Here is a 15,957-nt window from a genome sequence, read left to right as displayed (position 1 = left end):
TTACGACTATTTTTACCCCATGAATCAACAGCGCCTAATTTTATCCAGTCCGTTGCTGGAAATTGTTGTGAGCAGACTCGCCCAACAACTCATCGAAAATTATCAGAATTTCGACGACACCGTCATTCTGGGGTTGCAGCCGCGAGGAATCTATTTTGCCGAACGCGTTGCCCGTGAACTGAACCGCGCGCTGGGACATGAGGTGCCCCTTGGCTACCTGGACGCGACCTTCTATCGGGACGATTTCCGCCGGCGCGATACGCCCCTGCGACCCAATACAACGCATGTTCCGTTCATCATTGAAAACAAGCGCGTCATTCTTGTAGATGATGTGCTGGCTACGGGTCGAATGGTGCGGGCAGCCCTCGATGCCATGACCGCGTTCGGACGTCCCAGAAAAGTGGAGTTGCTCGTACTGATCGACCGACGTTATAACCGCGACCTACCCATCAAACCAGATTATACCGGCAAACGTGTTAATACGCTGGAGTCGCAACAAGTACTGGTGGAGTGGACCGAACAGGGAGCCGAAGCGGATCGTATCTGGTTAGTTGGTTAGTACTAACCACTGGCTTACAACGAACAACACTAGTAAAAACTACTTATTTGCTTCAAAAAACAAAGAAACGGTTATCTCGACACCATTCATAGAGTAGTTTTAACAGTTCATCGTTTTTTAATGTCGATTCATCTTATGTAACCGCTGATAACTACCCCTATTTGGTTATCTTCGCCATGCGAATCAGAACGACAAGACGACAGAACGCTTGAAGACACCGTTACTTTCTTTATTAATCTTACTGTGGTTAGTACTTAGTGTAGCGGTAACTGCTACCCAGGCGCAAACCGTGTATACGGTCACCGGGCTGGTTACGGATGCACACACAGGTGACCCTATCCCATTTGCCAGTGTATCGCTGGTAGGTCGACGCAGCGGGGCGCTAACGGACGAAAAAGGCCGTTATACGCTCGTAGCCAAAATCCTGACAGATTCGATAGCCGTGAGCTCGATGGGCTATAAAGTGAGCCGTCGGGCGATTGATCCCGAGCGCACTAGCCAGGCCGTTGACATCAAGCTCGAATCTGGTGGCAACTCCTTACAGGAAGTAACCGTTAAAGCCGGTGAAAATCCAGCCTGGCGCGTGCTACGACAGCTGCGCAAAAATCGCTCGATCAACGACCGGAAACGGCTCTCCGCCTACGAATACGACAGCTACGTAAAAACGGAAATCGCGCTCAGCCACGTTTCGGATCGCATGCGCAAGAATCCGCTTATCAAGCGGATTAACGAGGCCATGAGTAAACATGACTCAATCATTGACAAAGATGGCCATCGGGTCTTGCCCTTATTAGCCTCCGAGTCCGTGTCGCGCTATTATTTTAAAGCTAACCCCCAACACAAACGGGAAGACATCCTGAAAACCCGCATTAAAGGTGTTGCCGTCGATGATGCCGGTTTAAGCTCACAGTTGTTGGGCGGAACCAATCTTGTCAATCAGAATTTTTACGACAACTACATTCCAATTTTAGGAAAAGATTTTGCCTCGCCCATCGGCGACAACTGGAAAAACTGGTATGAGTTTTTTCTGGCCGATACAACCCAGATAGGCGACCACATTTGTTACGAAATTCAGTTCGATCCCAAGCGTCCCGAAGACCTGGCCTTTGTTGGAAAAGCCTGGATTGATACCACTTCCTTTGCCCTGTGTCAGATTGAAACCCGTATTGGTTCGGGCGCCAACCTGAATTACGTGCGGGAGATCACCATCGAGCAGGAACTCGAAACAACGACTGATTCGGCAGGTTCTTCGACTACGGCGGGCTGGTTGCCCGTCAGCATTCGTCTAAAAGCCGATCTGACCGGCGTTGGCAAACAGTCACTGGGGCTGCGGGCCCACGTTACCCTGCGGAACAGTAATATTATCGTGAATCATCCGCACCCGGCGGCCTTCTACGAACAACCGATTGAGCCAAGCGATACCGTTTCAACCACAAATGAGGCTTACTGGCATACCGTCCAGCGTACATTGGCGGGAACCGATTCATTAAATAAAGAGGACCAGAAAACCCGTCAGGTTATCGAAAAACTACGGGCTGTTCCAGCCGTAAAAATGGCCGAAGCGGTGGGGCAGGTGGCCGTAACGGGTTTTTATAAAGTGGGCGGGTTCGACATTGGCCCCTACCCTTATTTATTTGCCGTGAACAGTGTAGAAGGCCTGCGAACCCGCGTTGGGTTTCGGACCAATGAGCAATTCAGCCGCAATTGGGTGCTTCGGGGTTATCTGGCTTATGGCACGCTGGATAAACAATTTAAGTATGGGGGCGAAATAAATTACCTGTTCTCCCGCCAGCACTGGACCATTCTGGGCGTGCGGGTAGCCAATGATCTTGAACGGCTCGGCCTGACTCCCGAGTTGATTGGTGGCAACCGAATCTTCTACGCTCTGAGCCGCTTTGGTCGTTTCCGGGGTGGATACCAAAGCTACCAGAAAGAAGTTTTCTTTAAAACGGAGCCCGTTAGAGGCATACTTCTGACGGCCACCCTGGGCAGCCGCACCTTTGACCCGCTCTTTCCCTTTCATTACCGAACTGAACCCGAATTGGGCGATCAGTCGGCGCTACGATCCGATATTTTTGATGCTTACTGGTCGGTTGAGGCTCGGCTGGCCCGCAAGGAAAAATACCTGATGGATGGCAACGACCGAATCACGCTGGGCACCAAACGAGCGCCCGTCCTGACCATCCGGTATACGCACGGCGCCAAATCGTTGGGTGGCGAATATAATTACGACCGTCTGACGCTACGCGCCCAGCAATCCTTGCGGCTTGGTGCACTTGGCCGGATGACCTACCTCCTTTCGGCCGGATACACGCCTTCTACGCTGCCCGCGCCCCTGCTGTTCCCACATATTGGCAACCCAACTCCGCTACTGACAACCAACACATTCAACCGAATGCAGTTCTACGAATTTGTCAGCGATCGTTTTGTAGCTGTTCATATTCAACACCGGTTTGAAGGGCTGCTATTTAATCGGATTCCGGGCATTCGAAAACTGAACTGGCGTCTGGTCGCTAACATCGACGCCCTATGGGGATCGCAAACCAAAGCCAACCAGGATGTGGAGTCTTTTAAACCGCTACCCGGTGGAACGAGACCCGTTTATTTTGGTACACTCGACGGCCACAAGCCGTACATGGAAGTCGGTTACGGCATCGATAATATCTTCAAGATCATTCGCCTTCAGGCCATTCACCGGTTAAATTATCTGGAGGACGGCCCAAATGGTATTCCGCTCAACTCATTTGCCCTGAAAGCATCGGCCTCGTTTAGTTTTTAAGTTCATTCCGCAATCATTTAGCAGCGTATAGGGTTACTGTAAAACCTACGTTTACAGTAACCCTATACGCTGCCCATGTCTCTTGTTGCCCCGGTTATCGTTCATAAAATCTCTGGAGAAGGTCTCATCGAGTCGCCCGACTTGTTGGCGGTCGAAGAGCCTCTGGAAATCAGGCTGGGTTTTGGGCCGGTAGCGGACCGGCAGCAGCGCCCCGTCTCGGTGACCATGCGCACGCCCGGCCACGATGAAGAACTGGCCATGGGTTTTTTGTTTACAGAAGGGATTATTCAAAAGCCTACTGACATCGTTTCGTGCCGACACTGTGTGCAGGACGCCCACAAAGAAGGCAATGTATTACGTGTTGAATTACATCCCGACGTGGTGATAGACTGGTCACGACTGGAGCGAAATACATTTACATCATCGAGTTGTGGCCTCTGCGGAAAAGCCACCATCGACGCCGTGATGGCGCTCACCCCTGGCCCGATTGCTGGCAATTTCTCGGTCGATCCAGCTATTCTACACGCCCTGCCCGAGCGGGTTCGCCAGACACAACGGGCGTTTGCCTATACGGGCGGTATCCACGCGGCTGCCTTGTTCGATGCCAGCGGAACGTTGCTTATCGTTCGGGAAGACATCGGGCGTCATAACGCGCTGGATAAACTTATTGGCGCGGCTTTCTGGCAAAACTGGCTCCCAATGAGCGAATTTGGTATTTTCCTGAGCGGTCGCATCGGCGTTGAACTCGTTCAGAAAAGCTGGCGGGCGGGTGTGCCCATGCTGGCGGCTGTCGGTGCCCCATCGAGTTTGGCAGTCCAGATGGCGAAGGAAGCGCACATGACCTTAGCTGGCTTCGTCCGCGATAGTCGGTTTAACCTCTACTGCGAACCCGTACGGATTCTGAGCCAGATTTCTCACGAGTAAGCTCATTCATAATGGCGACTCACCGTCGGCGTTGCTCCATCGGTTCATGTCTACGTACGGCCAACAGCTTCGCTAACGACAATTTACCTATTTTTATTCCTCGACAATTCGATTGCAATCATGAAACCATTTGTGCACCTACTGTTCTTTTTCGCGGCCCTGGGCGTGTACGCTGTCAAGGCTCAATCCATGCAACGCACTGCCAGCGATAAAGCTACCTTTTCCAACCCTTTACCTGTTCAGTTCGGCGACCCATACGTTTTGTTTACCAAAGGCAAGTACTACATGTATGGCACTGGGGGCGCCGACAAGGGATTTGCCGCGTATTCGTCCACAGACATGGTCAACTGGAAAAAAGAGGGCCAGGTGTTTTTTCATGACAACAAAAATGGCTGGAGCGACCCCAACACCAGCTGGGATGGAGCCTATTGGGCACCCGAAGTATACGAAGTGCGGGGCAAATATTACCTGTTCTATAGTGCCCAGTGGAAAGTAAACCCGACGCACGAAAAGGAAAATTTCCGCATTGGCGTGGCCGTTGCCGACAAACCAACCGGTCCCTTCGTTGACCTGACCAACCAGCCTGTCTTTGACCCTGGCTACCCGATCATTGATGCCAATGTGTTTTTTGATACCAATGGCAAAGCTTATTTATACTATTCGCGTTGCTGCTACAAACATCCCGTTAAAAGCGACGTATCCGATCTGGCGCTCAAAAACGGTTGGTACAAGGAAATTGAAGAAAGCTGGGTGTATGGCGTCGAGCTTAAAGCTGATTTTTCCGGTGTCATCGGCCAACCCGTTTTACTGTTGCGGCCACCGGTCAAGCTCAGTGACAAACAGGCCCAATGGGAAAGCCAATCCGTGATGGCCCGTGAAGCAAACCGCCGTTGGACAGAGGGTTCCGTTACCTTCAGGAAAGACAATGTGTATTACATCATGTACTCAGCCAATAATTTTGGGGGTCGTCATTATGCCATTGGTTACGCTACTTCTTCCTCTCCTCTGGGTCCATTTAAAAAGTCGGCCGACAATCCGATTCTGGAGAAGAACGTCGATAAAGGAGGTATCGTAACAGGAACCGGACACAACAGCATCGCTTACTCACCGGATGGCAAAGAGATGTTCTGCGTTTACCACGGCCGGACGGCCAAAACGGGCGATGAGCGGGTCGTATTTATTGACCGTATGCAAGTGAAAGACGGCAAAATAACCATTTCTGGTCCAACGACTACGCCACAAAAACTCCCTTCGGGCATACCAACGTCAGGCAGTGAATAAGCCCGAACAGGCAAGGTAATGTTCCTGAAAGGACCATTACCTTTCTTTGTGCGGCAGTCAGGTCGATTGTTATCCTTCCTTTTGTCTTCCCAAGGCCTTTCATTGGCGACAACGGTTAACTTACTTAACCAGTGCCATGAAATGCCTGATTCAAGACTCTATGAAGAACAATCGCCTTGTCATTATCTCGTATCGTTTGCCCTTTTCAATAAAAACCAAGAATAGAACAACAACGGTTACGTCGTCGTCGGGAGGCCTGGTAACGGCCATTAAATCGCTGGAGTTAGGCACGGCTTCGCAAAAACCGCTCTGGATTGGCTGCGCTGATTTTACCCAACGGACATGGGATAATCACAAACACGAGGTCAATGACGATTTCGAATATGTGCCGGTATTTCTGGACAAAGCCACGAATAAAGGCTTTTACAACGGCTTCTCGAACTCGGTGCTCTGGCCGCTTTTCCACTACTTCCCGTCGTACGTGGATTACCACGATGAAGCCTTCAAAGCGTATCAGGCGGCCAATCAAACCGTTTGCGAGAAAGTCGTCGAGCTGCTGCAGCCCAACGACATGGTCTGGGTACACGATTACCATTTTTTAGCACTGCCCCAACTGATTCGCGAACAGGCCCCCGAGGCAACCATTGGTTTTTTCCTGCATATTCCGTTTCCATCCAACGAGTTGCTACGGCTGTTGACCAGGCAATGCCGAACGTATTTATTGAAGGGTCTTCTGGGCGCTGACCTGATCGGTTTCCATACCAACGATTACCTGGTTCATTTTCTGGAGTCGATACAGCTCAACCTCGGCCTGTCGCACAGCCTGGCAAAAATCCCGTATCAGGACCGGTTTGTGCAGGGGCAGGCCTTTCCCATTGGTATCAATTACGACCTTTACCACAATGCTTTCGACCAGCCTGATGTAGCAACCGAACGCGATGAACTGAAAGCCACCTATGCGGGCAAGATTATTTTTTCGGTCGATAGGCTGGATTATACCAAAGGTGTTATGCAACGCCTGGATGCCCTGGAAGCTTTTCTGGAAGCGCATCCCGACTGGAAAGGAAACCTGGTGTTTATTCTGGTCGTGATTCCGTCACGGGATGAGATTCAGACCTACGGCGAGCGGAAACAGATGATCGAACAGGCCGTCGGGCGCATCAACGGAAAGTTTGCCACCCTGACCTGGGTACCTATCGTGTACCGGTATGCGTCGCTCCGTTTTTCGCAATTGCTCGCGCTCTATACCGCCTGCGACGTGGCCATGATCACGCCCTTGCGGGACGGCATGAACCTGGTGGCAAAAGAGTTTATTGCATCGCGTCAGGATGAGCAGGGCGTGCTGTTGCTTAGCGAACTGACAGGCGCAGCCAATGAACTGGGAGAATCTCTGCTGGTGAATCCGCTGGATGAATACGAAGTGGCAGAACAGATGCTGGTGGCGCTGACCATGCCGCCCGACGAACAACAGCGCCGGATGCGGGTCATGCAGCAACGCGTTCGGGAATACGATGTTAAGCAGTGGGCCAATGACTTTTTCGATCGGTTGCTCGCCACCCGGCAAGGCAAGCGGTTGGGTCATAGCCGGAGCCTGCGGGGCGCTGGAAAACACAAACTGCTGGAGGTCTATGAAAAAGCCCAGTCACGGCTACTCCTGCTGGATTATGACGGTACACTCGCCGACTTCACCAATACGCCCGAACAGGCAGCGCCCTCGGCAGCCCTTCTCGACCTGCTAAGCGAGTTAGCAGCCCTTCCCAACAACAAGGTCGTGGTGATCAGCGGACGCGATCATGACACCCTCGACCGCTGGCTGGATGGCCTGCCTATTGATATTGTGGCCGAACACGGCACCTACCTCCGGCAGGAAGGTGTCTGGCGAAGCTCGGTACTGGACGATGATACCTGGAAAGAGACGGTACGGCCCTTTATGGCTGATTTCTGTAGCCGCTGTGCTGGTTCATTCGTCGAAGAAAAGAGCCACTCGCTGGTCTGGCATTACCGAAATGTTGGCGAAGAAATTGCGTTCGACCGGTCACGGGAAATGATCACTACGCTCGAAGTACTTCTGCCCTATCAACTCCGCGTCCTCGATGGCAATAAAGTTGTCGAAGTTAAAAATGCGGATACGGACAAAGGCCGCATGGCCAGGCAGTTGGCCCTGGCTTACCCCTATGAATTTGTCCTGGCTATTGGCGACGACCGTACCGACGAAGACATGTTCTCGGCGCTGGCAGGTCCCGAACACCACACCATCAAGGTGGGCCAGGGCGCAACCGCGGCCCGATACCGACTCGAATCCGTGCCACAGGTGCTGGCGTTGTTGCGGGAGTTTGTCAACCCTCACCAGCCTCTAAAGGCGGCTGAACTGCCGTAGTTTCCCTTCGTCATTCGTGTAAGGAATAGCAACCCTTTATGAAAACGCAACTTCAATCCGTCCTTTACCCAATTATATTTATTGCCGATGACCAGCTCGACGACCAATACCTGTATCGGCAGGCATTCGGTGAGGCCTGCCCAACGGCGGTTCTCTATTTCTTTACGCAAAAAGCGCAGTTACTGGACGCCCTGCGTGGGGGCGTTTACCCGGAGCCATCATTGCTGATTATGGATTGGCATATGGCCCTCCGAAAAGGCTACGCTGCCTTGACCATATTGGCTCAGACACCCGTCTGGCAGACCATTCCGGTGGTCATTATGGCCACAAAACAAAGGCCCGTCGATGAAACCAAGTGCCAGCAATTAGGCTATGAACTGGTTCTTTCCAAGGAAACACAATACGACAGACTGGTCAAGCAACTGTCAGGTCTGATGCACGCCCTTGTCTAATGGGTACAACAGTATCCATGCGGTTAATTCGTAAAAGCCAGCGTTCATCCGGGACCAAATCCTAATTTTTGCGATTACCGCCTTTGCCCTTAATCCGGGAATCGGTTATCGACTGATAACGTAAAGGCAGAAAGAACATGAATCGATATAGTAAACTCTACTTTCCGGACGATGCTCATGGTATACATGGCGCAGGAACTGGCAGTGCGATCAACGCAACGGGCACCAAACAAGTGAACAATGACCCGGATGCCGTTGACGATGGTAACGAGACCGGCAATGGAGATGATTGGAAAGAAGGAGACGACTGGGACAACTTCGGCGATGAAGAAGTGAGCGATAACATTAGCGAGACCGGAAATGCGTGATGAGCGCATGCCGTTCTCTGCTTCATACGACGCATTGGGTACGTAAGCGTTTTATCTACCCGCTTCCGCTTTTTTAATCGGGATTAGCAGCAACAGGCCTATGACAACAAGAAAAAAGGAAGTAAGTATCGTCCTGGAGTCCGTTCGTCAGCAGGGTGTCGTGAATGGTGTAGAAGACCTGGTTTTACAAACCAACGTCGGTAACATAAAAGCCCGTTATCACGAGGCTAAAGGAGCCAAAGCCGCGGTGGTTTGGGTAGGCGGGGCCAGCGGTGGATTAGATGGACCGGCTGGCGGCTTATACCCACGACTGGCCGCCCAACTGACCGAGTACCCCATTGCGTCGCTGCGGCTTCATTATCGATTTCCGAGTAATCTGGAAAACTGCGTGATGGATACACTGGTTGGGCTTACCTACCTGCGGCTCCAGCGGGGCCACGAACGGGTGGCGCTGGTTGGCCACTCGTTTGGCGGGGCAGTAGTCATTAATGCCGGTGTGCTGACGACAAACGTAGTGGCTGTGGCTGCCCTCAGCAGCCAGACGTATGGTACGGGTCTGGTTGACGAATTGAGCCCCCGGCCGTTGCTGTTGATGCACGGCACCGCCGACGAAATTCTGCCCGACCGCTGTTCGCAGCAGATTTACGAACGAGCCAACGAACCCAAAGAAATTCGTCTTTACGAAGGCTGCCGTCACGGGCTTGATGAATGTCGCCAGCAAATAGATAATGACCTACTGAACTGGTTATCGGATAAATTACAGTAATTCATTTCATCCCTTGGTTTATGCACCAAATGGATGCATCTGTCCTACAACCCGACGCTTCGTTCAGAAAGACCCTATCTGTAATAGCTCCGCACACATCATAGGCCAGGTATTCGAGGTCTATTTTCATCATAGCTAATTTGGGGTGCTTAATTGATCAGTAGTTCGGCCCATTCAAGCATCGTATGTCGATAATGGACATGATTATCCTGTGATAGCCCTATCGTGTGTTACCAACTATGCCGACCCTAAGAGTGGGCTACCGGCTCTGTCATGAAGGAAGAAATGGTCTGTAAAAACCGGAGCAGATACAAACGACGGAATGAGTCGATGGAACCGTTTCCTCACTCATCACTTTTTGCCAAAGCCTTTTTACCGTCTCGACCGGTTGAGGGAAATGAGTGTCTGAACACATGCACTTATAAACTAATTCAACGTATGAAAACAGTAATCATGACGGTTGCCCTGCTGACAGCAGTAGCCGTGGGTGCACAAGCTCAGTCGTCCACAAACACAAAAGGTGGAAGTTCATCATCACAAGGCAGTACCGGATCGGGTACCCAGTCGGGATCAGGAAGTGGCTCCGGTAGCCGGTCAGGCACCTCAGGGCGCAGTGGCTCAACGGTTGGTTCAGGATCGGGCAGTTCATCGAGCGGCTCAGGAAGCGTTGGCAGCCAGTCGAGCGGAAGCACATCGGGCCAGGGTACGATGGGTAGCAAGTCGGGTGGCAAGCATAAAAATAGCAAAGCCAGTGGAGGCACCACGGGCAGCGGTTCAGGAAGTGGTGGATCGGGCGGCAGTGGCACATCCGGCTCATCGGGTAGCGGAGGAGGCCGTCCTTAAGTCGTACATGCTTCTTTTATCAGGTTTCTACGCTAACGAATGGGCTACCCAAGACTCACTCGTTAGCGTACGTTATTTATCAGAGCTTACTTCCTGAGCTATATCCTTCCCTTCATGGGCGGGCAAGAGTCTAACCATCGTGATGAGCGGTTCGTGTCCTCACGAACCGAGGATATGGATCTCCCTGGAGTGTACTCAATCCGTGGGGACACAGCCTGCTTACCCGGATGGCTTTAGCGAGAACGGCCTGTGAGGACATGGACCAGGAGCAGTCCTCGAAGAAAATCTGATTACACCCTATATTTAACAGTTAGCTTTATGCGGGAGGAGCGGGTTACAACCTGGAGCCAGTTGATGGATTGTCTGTACCAAGACGCCTGGTCGCCAACCATCCAGCGTTTCCGGCCACCTTTTGCCTTTCGGGGAATGGCCGATGCAGATTTTACACTCAATACATCGTTGATGCGGTTAGGAGAAGGTTATGCGCATAGCGAGCGGCATTTGCTACGGAATTTCAAGAAATACGCACTCCGTAACATCGCGGAGCATAACTCGTTCTGGTACTGGCTTTCGGTAGCGCAACACCACGGGTTACCTACCCGCCTGCTGGACTGGACATTTTCACCCTATGTTGCCCTGCATTTTGTGACTGCTTCTCTGGAGTTATACGACCGGGACGGGGTCATCTGGTGCCTCGACTACAAGAAAGTACACCAGCAATTGCCTGATTCGCTGCGCCAGCTACTTAATGAGGAGGGTGCCGATATTTTTACGGTCGATATGTTGAGTCACCTTCAGTCACTGGATGCGTTTGACAGGCTGGCCGACGACCATTTTGTGCTGCTTTTTGAGCCGCCCTCCATTGATGAACGCATTGTCAATCAGTATGCTTTGTTTTCGGTCGTATCCAGCCCTTGTGTGTCGCTGAGTGAGTGGCTCGAAGAACGGCCGGACATGTACCGTAAGCTCATCATCGACCGTTCCCTCAAATGGGAAATACGGGATAAACTGGATCAGGCCAATGTGAATGAACGAGTGCTTTTTCCTGGTTTAGACGGCCTGAGCCGGTGGTTACGCCGGCAGTACGTGCAGCCCACGGCCCACCCGGTGGCCAACCGCTATAAAGAGTTTCCGGACGAACTACTCTCGTTCCGCCAGAACGACTAAATCTAAAACCCCCTTTTACCTGACCAATTTGGAAGGATATCGTAAACAGGAAGTAGATCAGCAATGGAAGATATTACAATTGTTATTGTTACGCGAAACCGAATCGACACTTTGTTGTGGACACTGGATAAACTAACCAATCTCCCGCAAAAGCCACCCATTATTGTTGTCGACAACGCTTCTACCGATGGCACTCCCGATCGGGTGAAAGCCGTTTACCCACAGGTAACGGTGCTGGCACTCGATCAGAATAAGTGGTGTGCAGCTCGTAATGACGGCGTTGAGCTGGCCAAAACTTCGCTGGTTTCATTCTGCGACGATGACTCGTTCTGGGAGCCGGACGCCCTGACAAAAGCCGCTACTTATTTTCGCAAATACCCGCATCTGGGCGTGCTGGCAAGTAAAATATTGATTGGGGAGTCGCAGGAAGTAGATGGTGTTTGCGACGCGATGAAGAATAGCCCCTTAACCGATCCCCGTCCGCTACCTGGCCCAGCCGTACTGGGGTTTGTGTGCTGCGCTGTTGTTGTTCGGCGGGAAGCCTACCTGAGCGTTGGCGGATTCGACAGCCGGTTTGCTATCGCGGGCGAAGAACGGATGTTTTCGGTCGACATGCGCACTAAAGGCTGGAGTTTAGCCTATGCTGATGATATGGTGGCTCATCATTACCCTTCTCCGCTGCGAAACATCGCCCAACGGACACGACATATTACACGCGATACGCTCTGGTATTACTGGCTGCGTCGACCGGCGTACTATGCCTTTCGACATACAACGCTTATTTTCAAGCAGATGGCTGCGGATATCAATGTTCGCAAAGGTTTCTGGGATGCCTTAAAGTCGGCCCCTTCCATCCTGGTTGACCGGGAGGTTGTTCCGCAGCCCATCGAAGAGCAAATCCTGAAGATTGAAAGTTTTTATTAGCCAACTCAGACAAGTGATTTTTTGCCATCCCGACTAAAGAGGGATATTGAGGTGTCCTTTTTTGAGCGACAGGACACGTCAGGAGCCCTCCTTCGTCGGGGTACTATTTTTCACAATATGCTTTCAATGAGCCGATTAGACCTTCAATTGCCCACCCTTCACGTTATCTATTGGTTTCCCAAAACGGCCCGAGACCAAATCCTTACTTTTTGCAGAAGTTCCGTACGCTCATTGGTCGATCGAGTTATACCGCTAACAAAACCAACAGAGAATTTATGAAGACGATGCAGGAATTTATGGAGCACACGATCCAGGATCTGTACTCCGCAGAAATGCAGGCGCTCGAAACCATGCCTCAACTGATGGAGCGTGCCCAGAACGATCAATTGCGCCAGGCGTTCCAAACGCACCAGCGTGAAACCGAGCAGCAGGTGAAGCGGCTCGAACAAATTGCGCAGCAAATGGGTATCGATCCCGATGGCGAAACGTGTATGGCCATGCAGGGCCTGATCGATGAAGCCCAGGACCTGTTGAGCCAACTTGAAGACGACCAACTGGCTGACGCAGCCATCATCGGAGCCGCTCAGAAAATGGAGCACTACGAAATTGCCGCTTATGGTACTGCCCGGACGCTGGCCCAACAGGCTGGTCAAACCGAGATAGCCGATCTACTGGCACAAACTCTACAGGAAGAAAAGTCGACAGACGAGAAACTGACAACCATTGCGACCCGTACTGTAAATCAGCAGGCTGCCCAGTCATAAATATGCGTGTCATGCGGGCAGGTAATGAATGACTGTCATGCACCATCTGCCCGCATAAACTCAATCACCGGCTATGCGCTGACCTTAGCTGGGTGCTCCGCTGACCGGTCGTTTACGGCCAGCCATTTCCTGGCCGACCCAACCCTTGATTTATGGAAAGTAAAGCAAAACTGGCGCGTCACCCGGCGCACCCTATTCTTATCGTATTCCCGCTTGGCCTGCTGGCCACATCGGTAATTTTCAACGTCGTCTATCTGTTAAACGACAACCCGGCCATGTCGGTTGTTTCTTACTGGATGACCGTTGCGGGCCTCATCGGTGGCCTTGCTGCCGCGGTGCCAGGCCTGATCGACTGGATGGCCATACCCGCCGGAACCCGTGCCCGACAAGTGGGCGCCTTTCATGGAATCGGCAATGTGATTGTGCTGCTACTCTTCGGGCTAAGCTGGTTTGTCCGGCGCGATGAACCCGCCTACGCACCGTCGATGGTGGCTCTCACCGCTTCTTTTCTTGGCTTCGCGGTCTCCGGGGTTACCGGCTGGCTGGGGGGCGAATTAATCGACCGGCTGGGTGTCGGCGTCGATGACGGGGCCCACCTGAATTCACCCAATTCATTATCAGGACGTCCGGCATCAGACAGCAACATTCGCTAGGTTGATCGCCCGATTGCCTTTGCTTCTAAAACGACCAACAACTATGGAAAACAAGAAAAAACCCCTGTCCAGTGTACTCGGCATTGGCGAACTTGAACCAGACAACACCGGCTCGAGCCAGGTAAATGTTGGCGCAGGCGAACGGATCCTGTCGGTGGCGGGTGGGGTCCTGTTACTCTCATCCGGCCTCCGCCGTCAATCGTTGGGAGGATTTCTAACGGTGGCTATAGGCGGCTACCTGTTTTACCGGGGAGCGTCCGGCAATTGCCTGGTCAACAGCGCCATTGGCCGAAACACTACCGATTCAACCGATACAACGAAGGCGTTGATTGAAATCACCAAAAGCCTGACAGTCAACAAACCGCGCGAAGAAGTGTATGCCTACTGGCGAAAACTGGAAAACCTGCCTCGCTTCATGTACCACCTGAAGGAGGTTCAGCAACTAGACGACAAACGCTCGCACTGGGTAGCGCAGTTGGCCGATAATAAGCTGGCCGGTGCACTGGGAACCGTTGAGTGGGATGCCCAGATCATTACGGAAGTCGAAAACGAGCAGTTGGTCTGGAAGTCAGTAGACGATGCCAAGATCGACAACGCGGGTGAAGTTCGCTTTATGGATGCGCCCAATGGACAGGGAACCGAAGTCCATGCGGTTATTCAATACCGGCCACCAGCGGGCCAACTGGGCGGAGCCATCATGAAACTGTTTAATCCGGCTTTCGAGCAAATGATTAAACAGGATCTGCGCCGGTTCAAGCAGTTGATGGAAACCGGGGAGATAGCCACCATCAAAGGGCAGCCATCGGGCCGCGAGAGCGAACAGGAAATCAGTCAGAAGCCCTCACTTAAATACGCAGACGCGGACCAGCAACATGAAAGCGGTATGTTATAACGGCATTGGCGACCTGCGCACCGAGCGGGTTCCTGATCCATCCATTATCAACCCCAAAGATGCCATCATCCGGGTTATTCTATCGTCGGTTTGTGGCTCAGACCTGCACCTGCTCAATGGCTACGTGCCAACCATGCGCGAAGGCGACATTATTGGGCATGAATTTATGGGCGAGGTGGTCGAAATCGGCTCCGAGGTAAAGCAGTTGCGCAAAGGCGATCGGGTGGTTGTCTGCTCTATTCTGGGCTGTGGCGAATGCCAGTATTGCAAAGATACCAACTGGTCGTTGTGCGATAACTCGAACCCCCACGCCTGGATTCCGGAAAAAGCTTATGGCGATTCGCCAGCGGGCATCCTGGGCTATTCACACGCTTTTGGTGGCTACGCCGGTTCGCATGCCGACTACATTCGGGTTCCGTTTGCCGATCGGGGTTGTTTTGTTATTCCCGAAGGGCTATCCGATGAGGCCGCCGTTTTTGCATCCGATGCAATGCCAACGGGGTTTATGGCAGCTGATCTGGCCGATATTCAACCGGGCAATATTGTTGCCATATGGGGTTGCGGAGGAGTTGGCCAGATGGCTATTCAGAGTGCTTTTCTGTTGGGCGCTTCCCGCGTGATTGCCATTGACCGCGAGCCCGAACGGCTCCGGATGGCGAAAGAAATCAGTGGAGCCGAAATTCTCGACTTCTCAAAAGTAGATATCCACGAGGCCCTGCGCGAACTAACAGGCGGGCGCGGCCCCGACCGCTGTATCGACTGTGTGGGCATGGAGGCCGTGAGCGAAGGGCTGGACTATTACTACGACAAAGCCAAGCAGTATGTCCGGCTGGAATCCGACCGGCCCATTGTGCTCCGCGAAGCCATTATGGCCTGCCGGAAAGGCGGCACGATCTCCATTGTTGGTGTTTACGGTGGCTTGATTGACAGCGTGCCTATGGGCGCTGCCATGAATAAAGCCCTGACCTTCAGGATGGGACAGCAGCACGGCCAGCGCTACATTCCCCGTTTGCTGGAGCATCTGCAAAAAGGTGAACTCAACTCGTCCTTCCTGCTAACGCACAAAATGTCGCTCGATGCAGGGATGAAAGGGTACGATTTGTTCAACAAAAAAGAAACGATGCGGGTCGTTTTTGCTCCAGGATTGTAGCTCAACCATGTTGCCGCAAACCAACTCGGCAAGTACATACGACTAACATTACAAAGGC

At 52.3% G+C, this 15,957-nt stretch carries 15 protein-coding genes; all 15 read left to right on the top strand.

Annotated features, from left to right (window positions below):
• Positions 1 to 19: 19 nt before the first annotated feature.
• Positions 20 to 559 carry a bifunctional pyr operon transcriptional regulator/uracil phosphoribosyltransferase PyrR gene (gene pyrR / locus SD10_RS07620; protein WP_046376394.1) on the top strand — a complete coding sequence of 180 codons (540 nt, stop codon included), beginning with the start codon at positions 20 to 22 and terminating at the stop codon, positions 557 to 559.
• A gap of 208 nt (positions 560 to 767) precedes the next feature.
• Complete coding sequence (locus SD10_RS07615; RefSeq protein WP_046376393.1) at positions 768 to 3,338, top strand: DUF5686 and carboxypeptidase-like regulatory domain-containing protein; 2,571 nt, start codon at positions 768 to 770, stop codon at positions 3,336 to 3,338.
• 75 nt (positions 3,339 to 3,413) lie between these two features.
• Positions 3,414 to 4,262 (top strand): formate dehydrogenase accessory sulfurtransferase FdhD, encoded by an 849-nt coding sequence (gene fdhD / locus SD10_RS07610; protein WP_046376392.1) that lies wholly within the window; start codon positions 3,414 to 3,416, stop codon positions 4,260 to 4,262.
• Positions 4,263 to 4,382: 120 nt separating this feature from the next.
• Positions 4,383 to 5,543 carry a glycoside hydrolase family 43 protein gene (locus SD10_RS07605; protein WP_046376391.1) on the top strand — a complete coding sequence of 387 codons (1,161 nt, stop codon included), beginning with the start codon at positions 4,383 to 4,385 and terminating at the stop codon, positions 5,541 to 5,543.
• Between the two features lie 160 nt (positions 5,544 to 5,703).
• On the top strand, positions 5,704 to 7,920 hold the full coding sequence (locus SD10_RS07600) for a bifunctional alpha,alpha-trehalose-phosphate synthase (UDP-forming)/trehalose-phosphatase (RefSeq protein WP_046376390.1): 2,217 nt from the start codon (positions 5,704 to 5,706) through the stop codon (positions 7,918 to 7,920).
• Between the two features lie 38 nt (positions 7,921 to 7,958).
• Positions 7,959 to 8,372, top strand: coding sequence for a response regulator (locus tag SD10_RS07595; protein ID WP_046376389.1), 414 nt, complete (start codon positions 7,959 to 7,961; stop codon positions 8,370 to 8,372).
• Between the two features lie 137 nt (positions 8,373 to 8,509).
• Positions 8,510 to 8,740, top strand: a complete 231-nt coding sequence (locus SD10_RS07590) for a hypothetical protein (RefSeq protein ID WP_046376388.1) — start codon at positions 8,510 to 8,512, stop codon at positions 8,738 to 8,740.
• Between the two features lie 100 nt (positions 8,741 to 8,840).
• Entirely contained in the window at positions 8,841 to 9,506 is a 666-nt protein-coding gene (locus SD10_RS07585) for an alpha/beta hydrolase (RefSeq protein WP_052731111.1), read from the top strand.
• 438 nt (positions 9,507 to 9,944) lie between these two features.
• Positions 9,945 to 10,349 (top strand): hypothetical protein, encoded by a 405-nt coding sequence (locus SD10_RS29350; RefSeq protein ID WP_148562394.1) that lies wholly within the window; start codon positions 9,945 to 9,947, stop codon positions 10,347 to 10,349.
• A 318-nt stretch (positions 10,350 to 10,667) separates the two neighbouring features.
• Positions 10,668 to 11,516 (top strand): FRG domain-containing protein, encoded by an 849-nt coding sequence (locus SD10_RS07575; protein WP_046376386.1) that lies wholly within the window; start codon positions 10,668 to 10,670, stop codon positions 11,514 to 11,516.
• Positions 11,517 to 11,579: 63 nt separating this feature from the next.
• Positions 11,580 to 12,440 (top strand): glycosyltransferase family 2 protein, encoded by an 861-nt coding sequence (locus tag SD10_RS07570; RefSeq protein WP_046376385.1) that lies wholly within the window; start codon positions 11,580 to 11,582, stop codon positions 12,438 to 12,440.
• 275 nt (positions 12,441 to 12,715) lie between these two features.
• On the top strand, positions 12,716 to 13,204 hold the full coding sequence (locus SD10_RS07565; RefSeq protein WP_046376384.1) for a ferritin-like domain-containing protein: 489 nt from the start codon (positions 12,716 to 12,718) through the stop codon (positions 13,202 to 13,204).
• A gap of 152 nt (positions 13,205 to 13,356) precedes the next feature.
• Positions 13,357 to 13,857: a DUF2231 domain-containing protein gene (locus tag SD10_RS07560; protein ID WP_046376383.1), complete on the top strand. Its 501-nt coding sequence runs from the start codon at positions 13,357 to 13,359 to the stop codon at positions 13,855 to 13,857.
• Positions 13,858 to 13,900: 43 nt separating this feature from the next.
• Positions 13,901 to 14,749, top strand: coding sequence for an SRPBCC family protein (locus SD10_RS07555; RefSeq protein ID WP_046376382.1), 849 nt, complete (start codon positions 13,901 to 13,903; stop codon positions 14,747 to 14,749).
• Positions 14,730 to 15,899, top strand: a complete 1,170-nt coding sequence (locus SD10_RS07550) for a zinc-dependent alcohol dehydrogenase (RefSeq protein ID WP_046376381.1) — start codon at positions 14,730 to 14,732, stop codon at positions 15,897 to 15,899. Before SD10_RS07555 ends, SD10_RS07550 begins: the two co-directional genes overlap by 20 nt.
• Positions 15,900 to 15,957 lie beyond the last annotated feature (58 nt).

The organism is Spirosoma radiotolerans (assembly GCF_000974425.1).
GTDB classification, from domain to species: domain Bacteria; phylum Bacteroidota; class Bacteroidia; order Cytophagales; family Spirosomataceae; genus Spirosoma; species Spirosoma radiotolerans.
The sequence above is the reverse complement of the archived record's forward strand: the minus strand, read 5'-3'. Positions and strand labels throughout refer to the sequence as shown.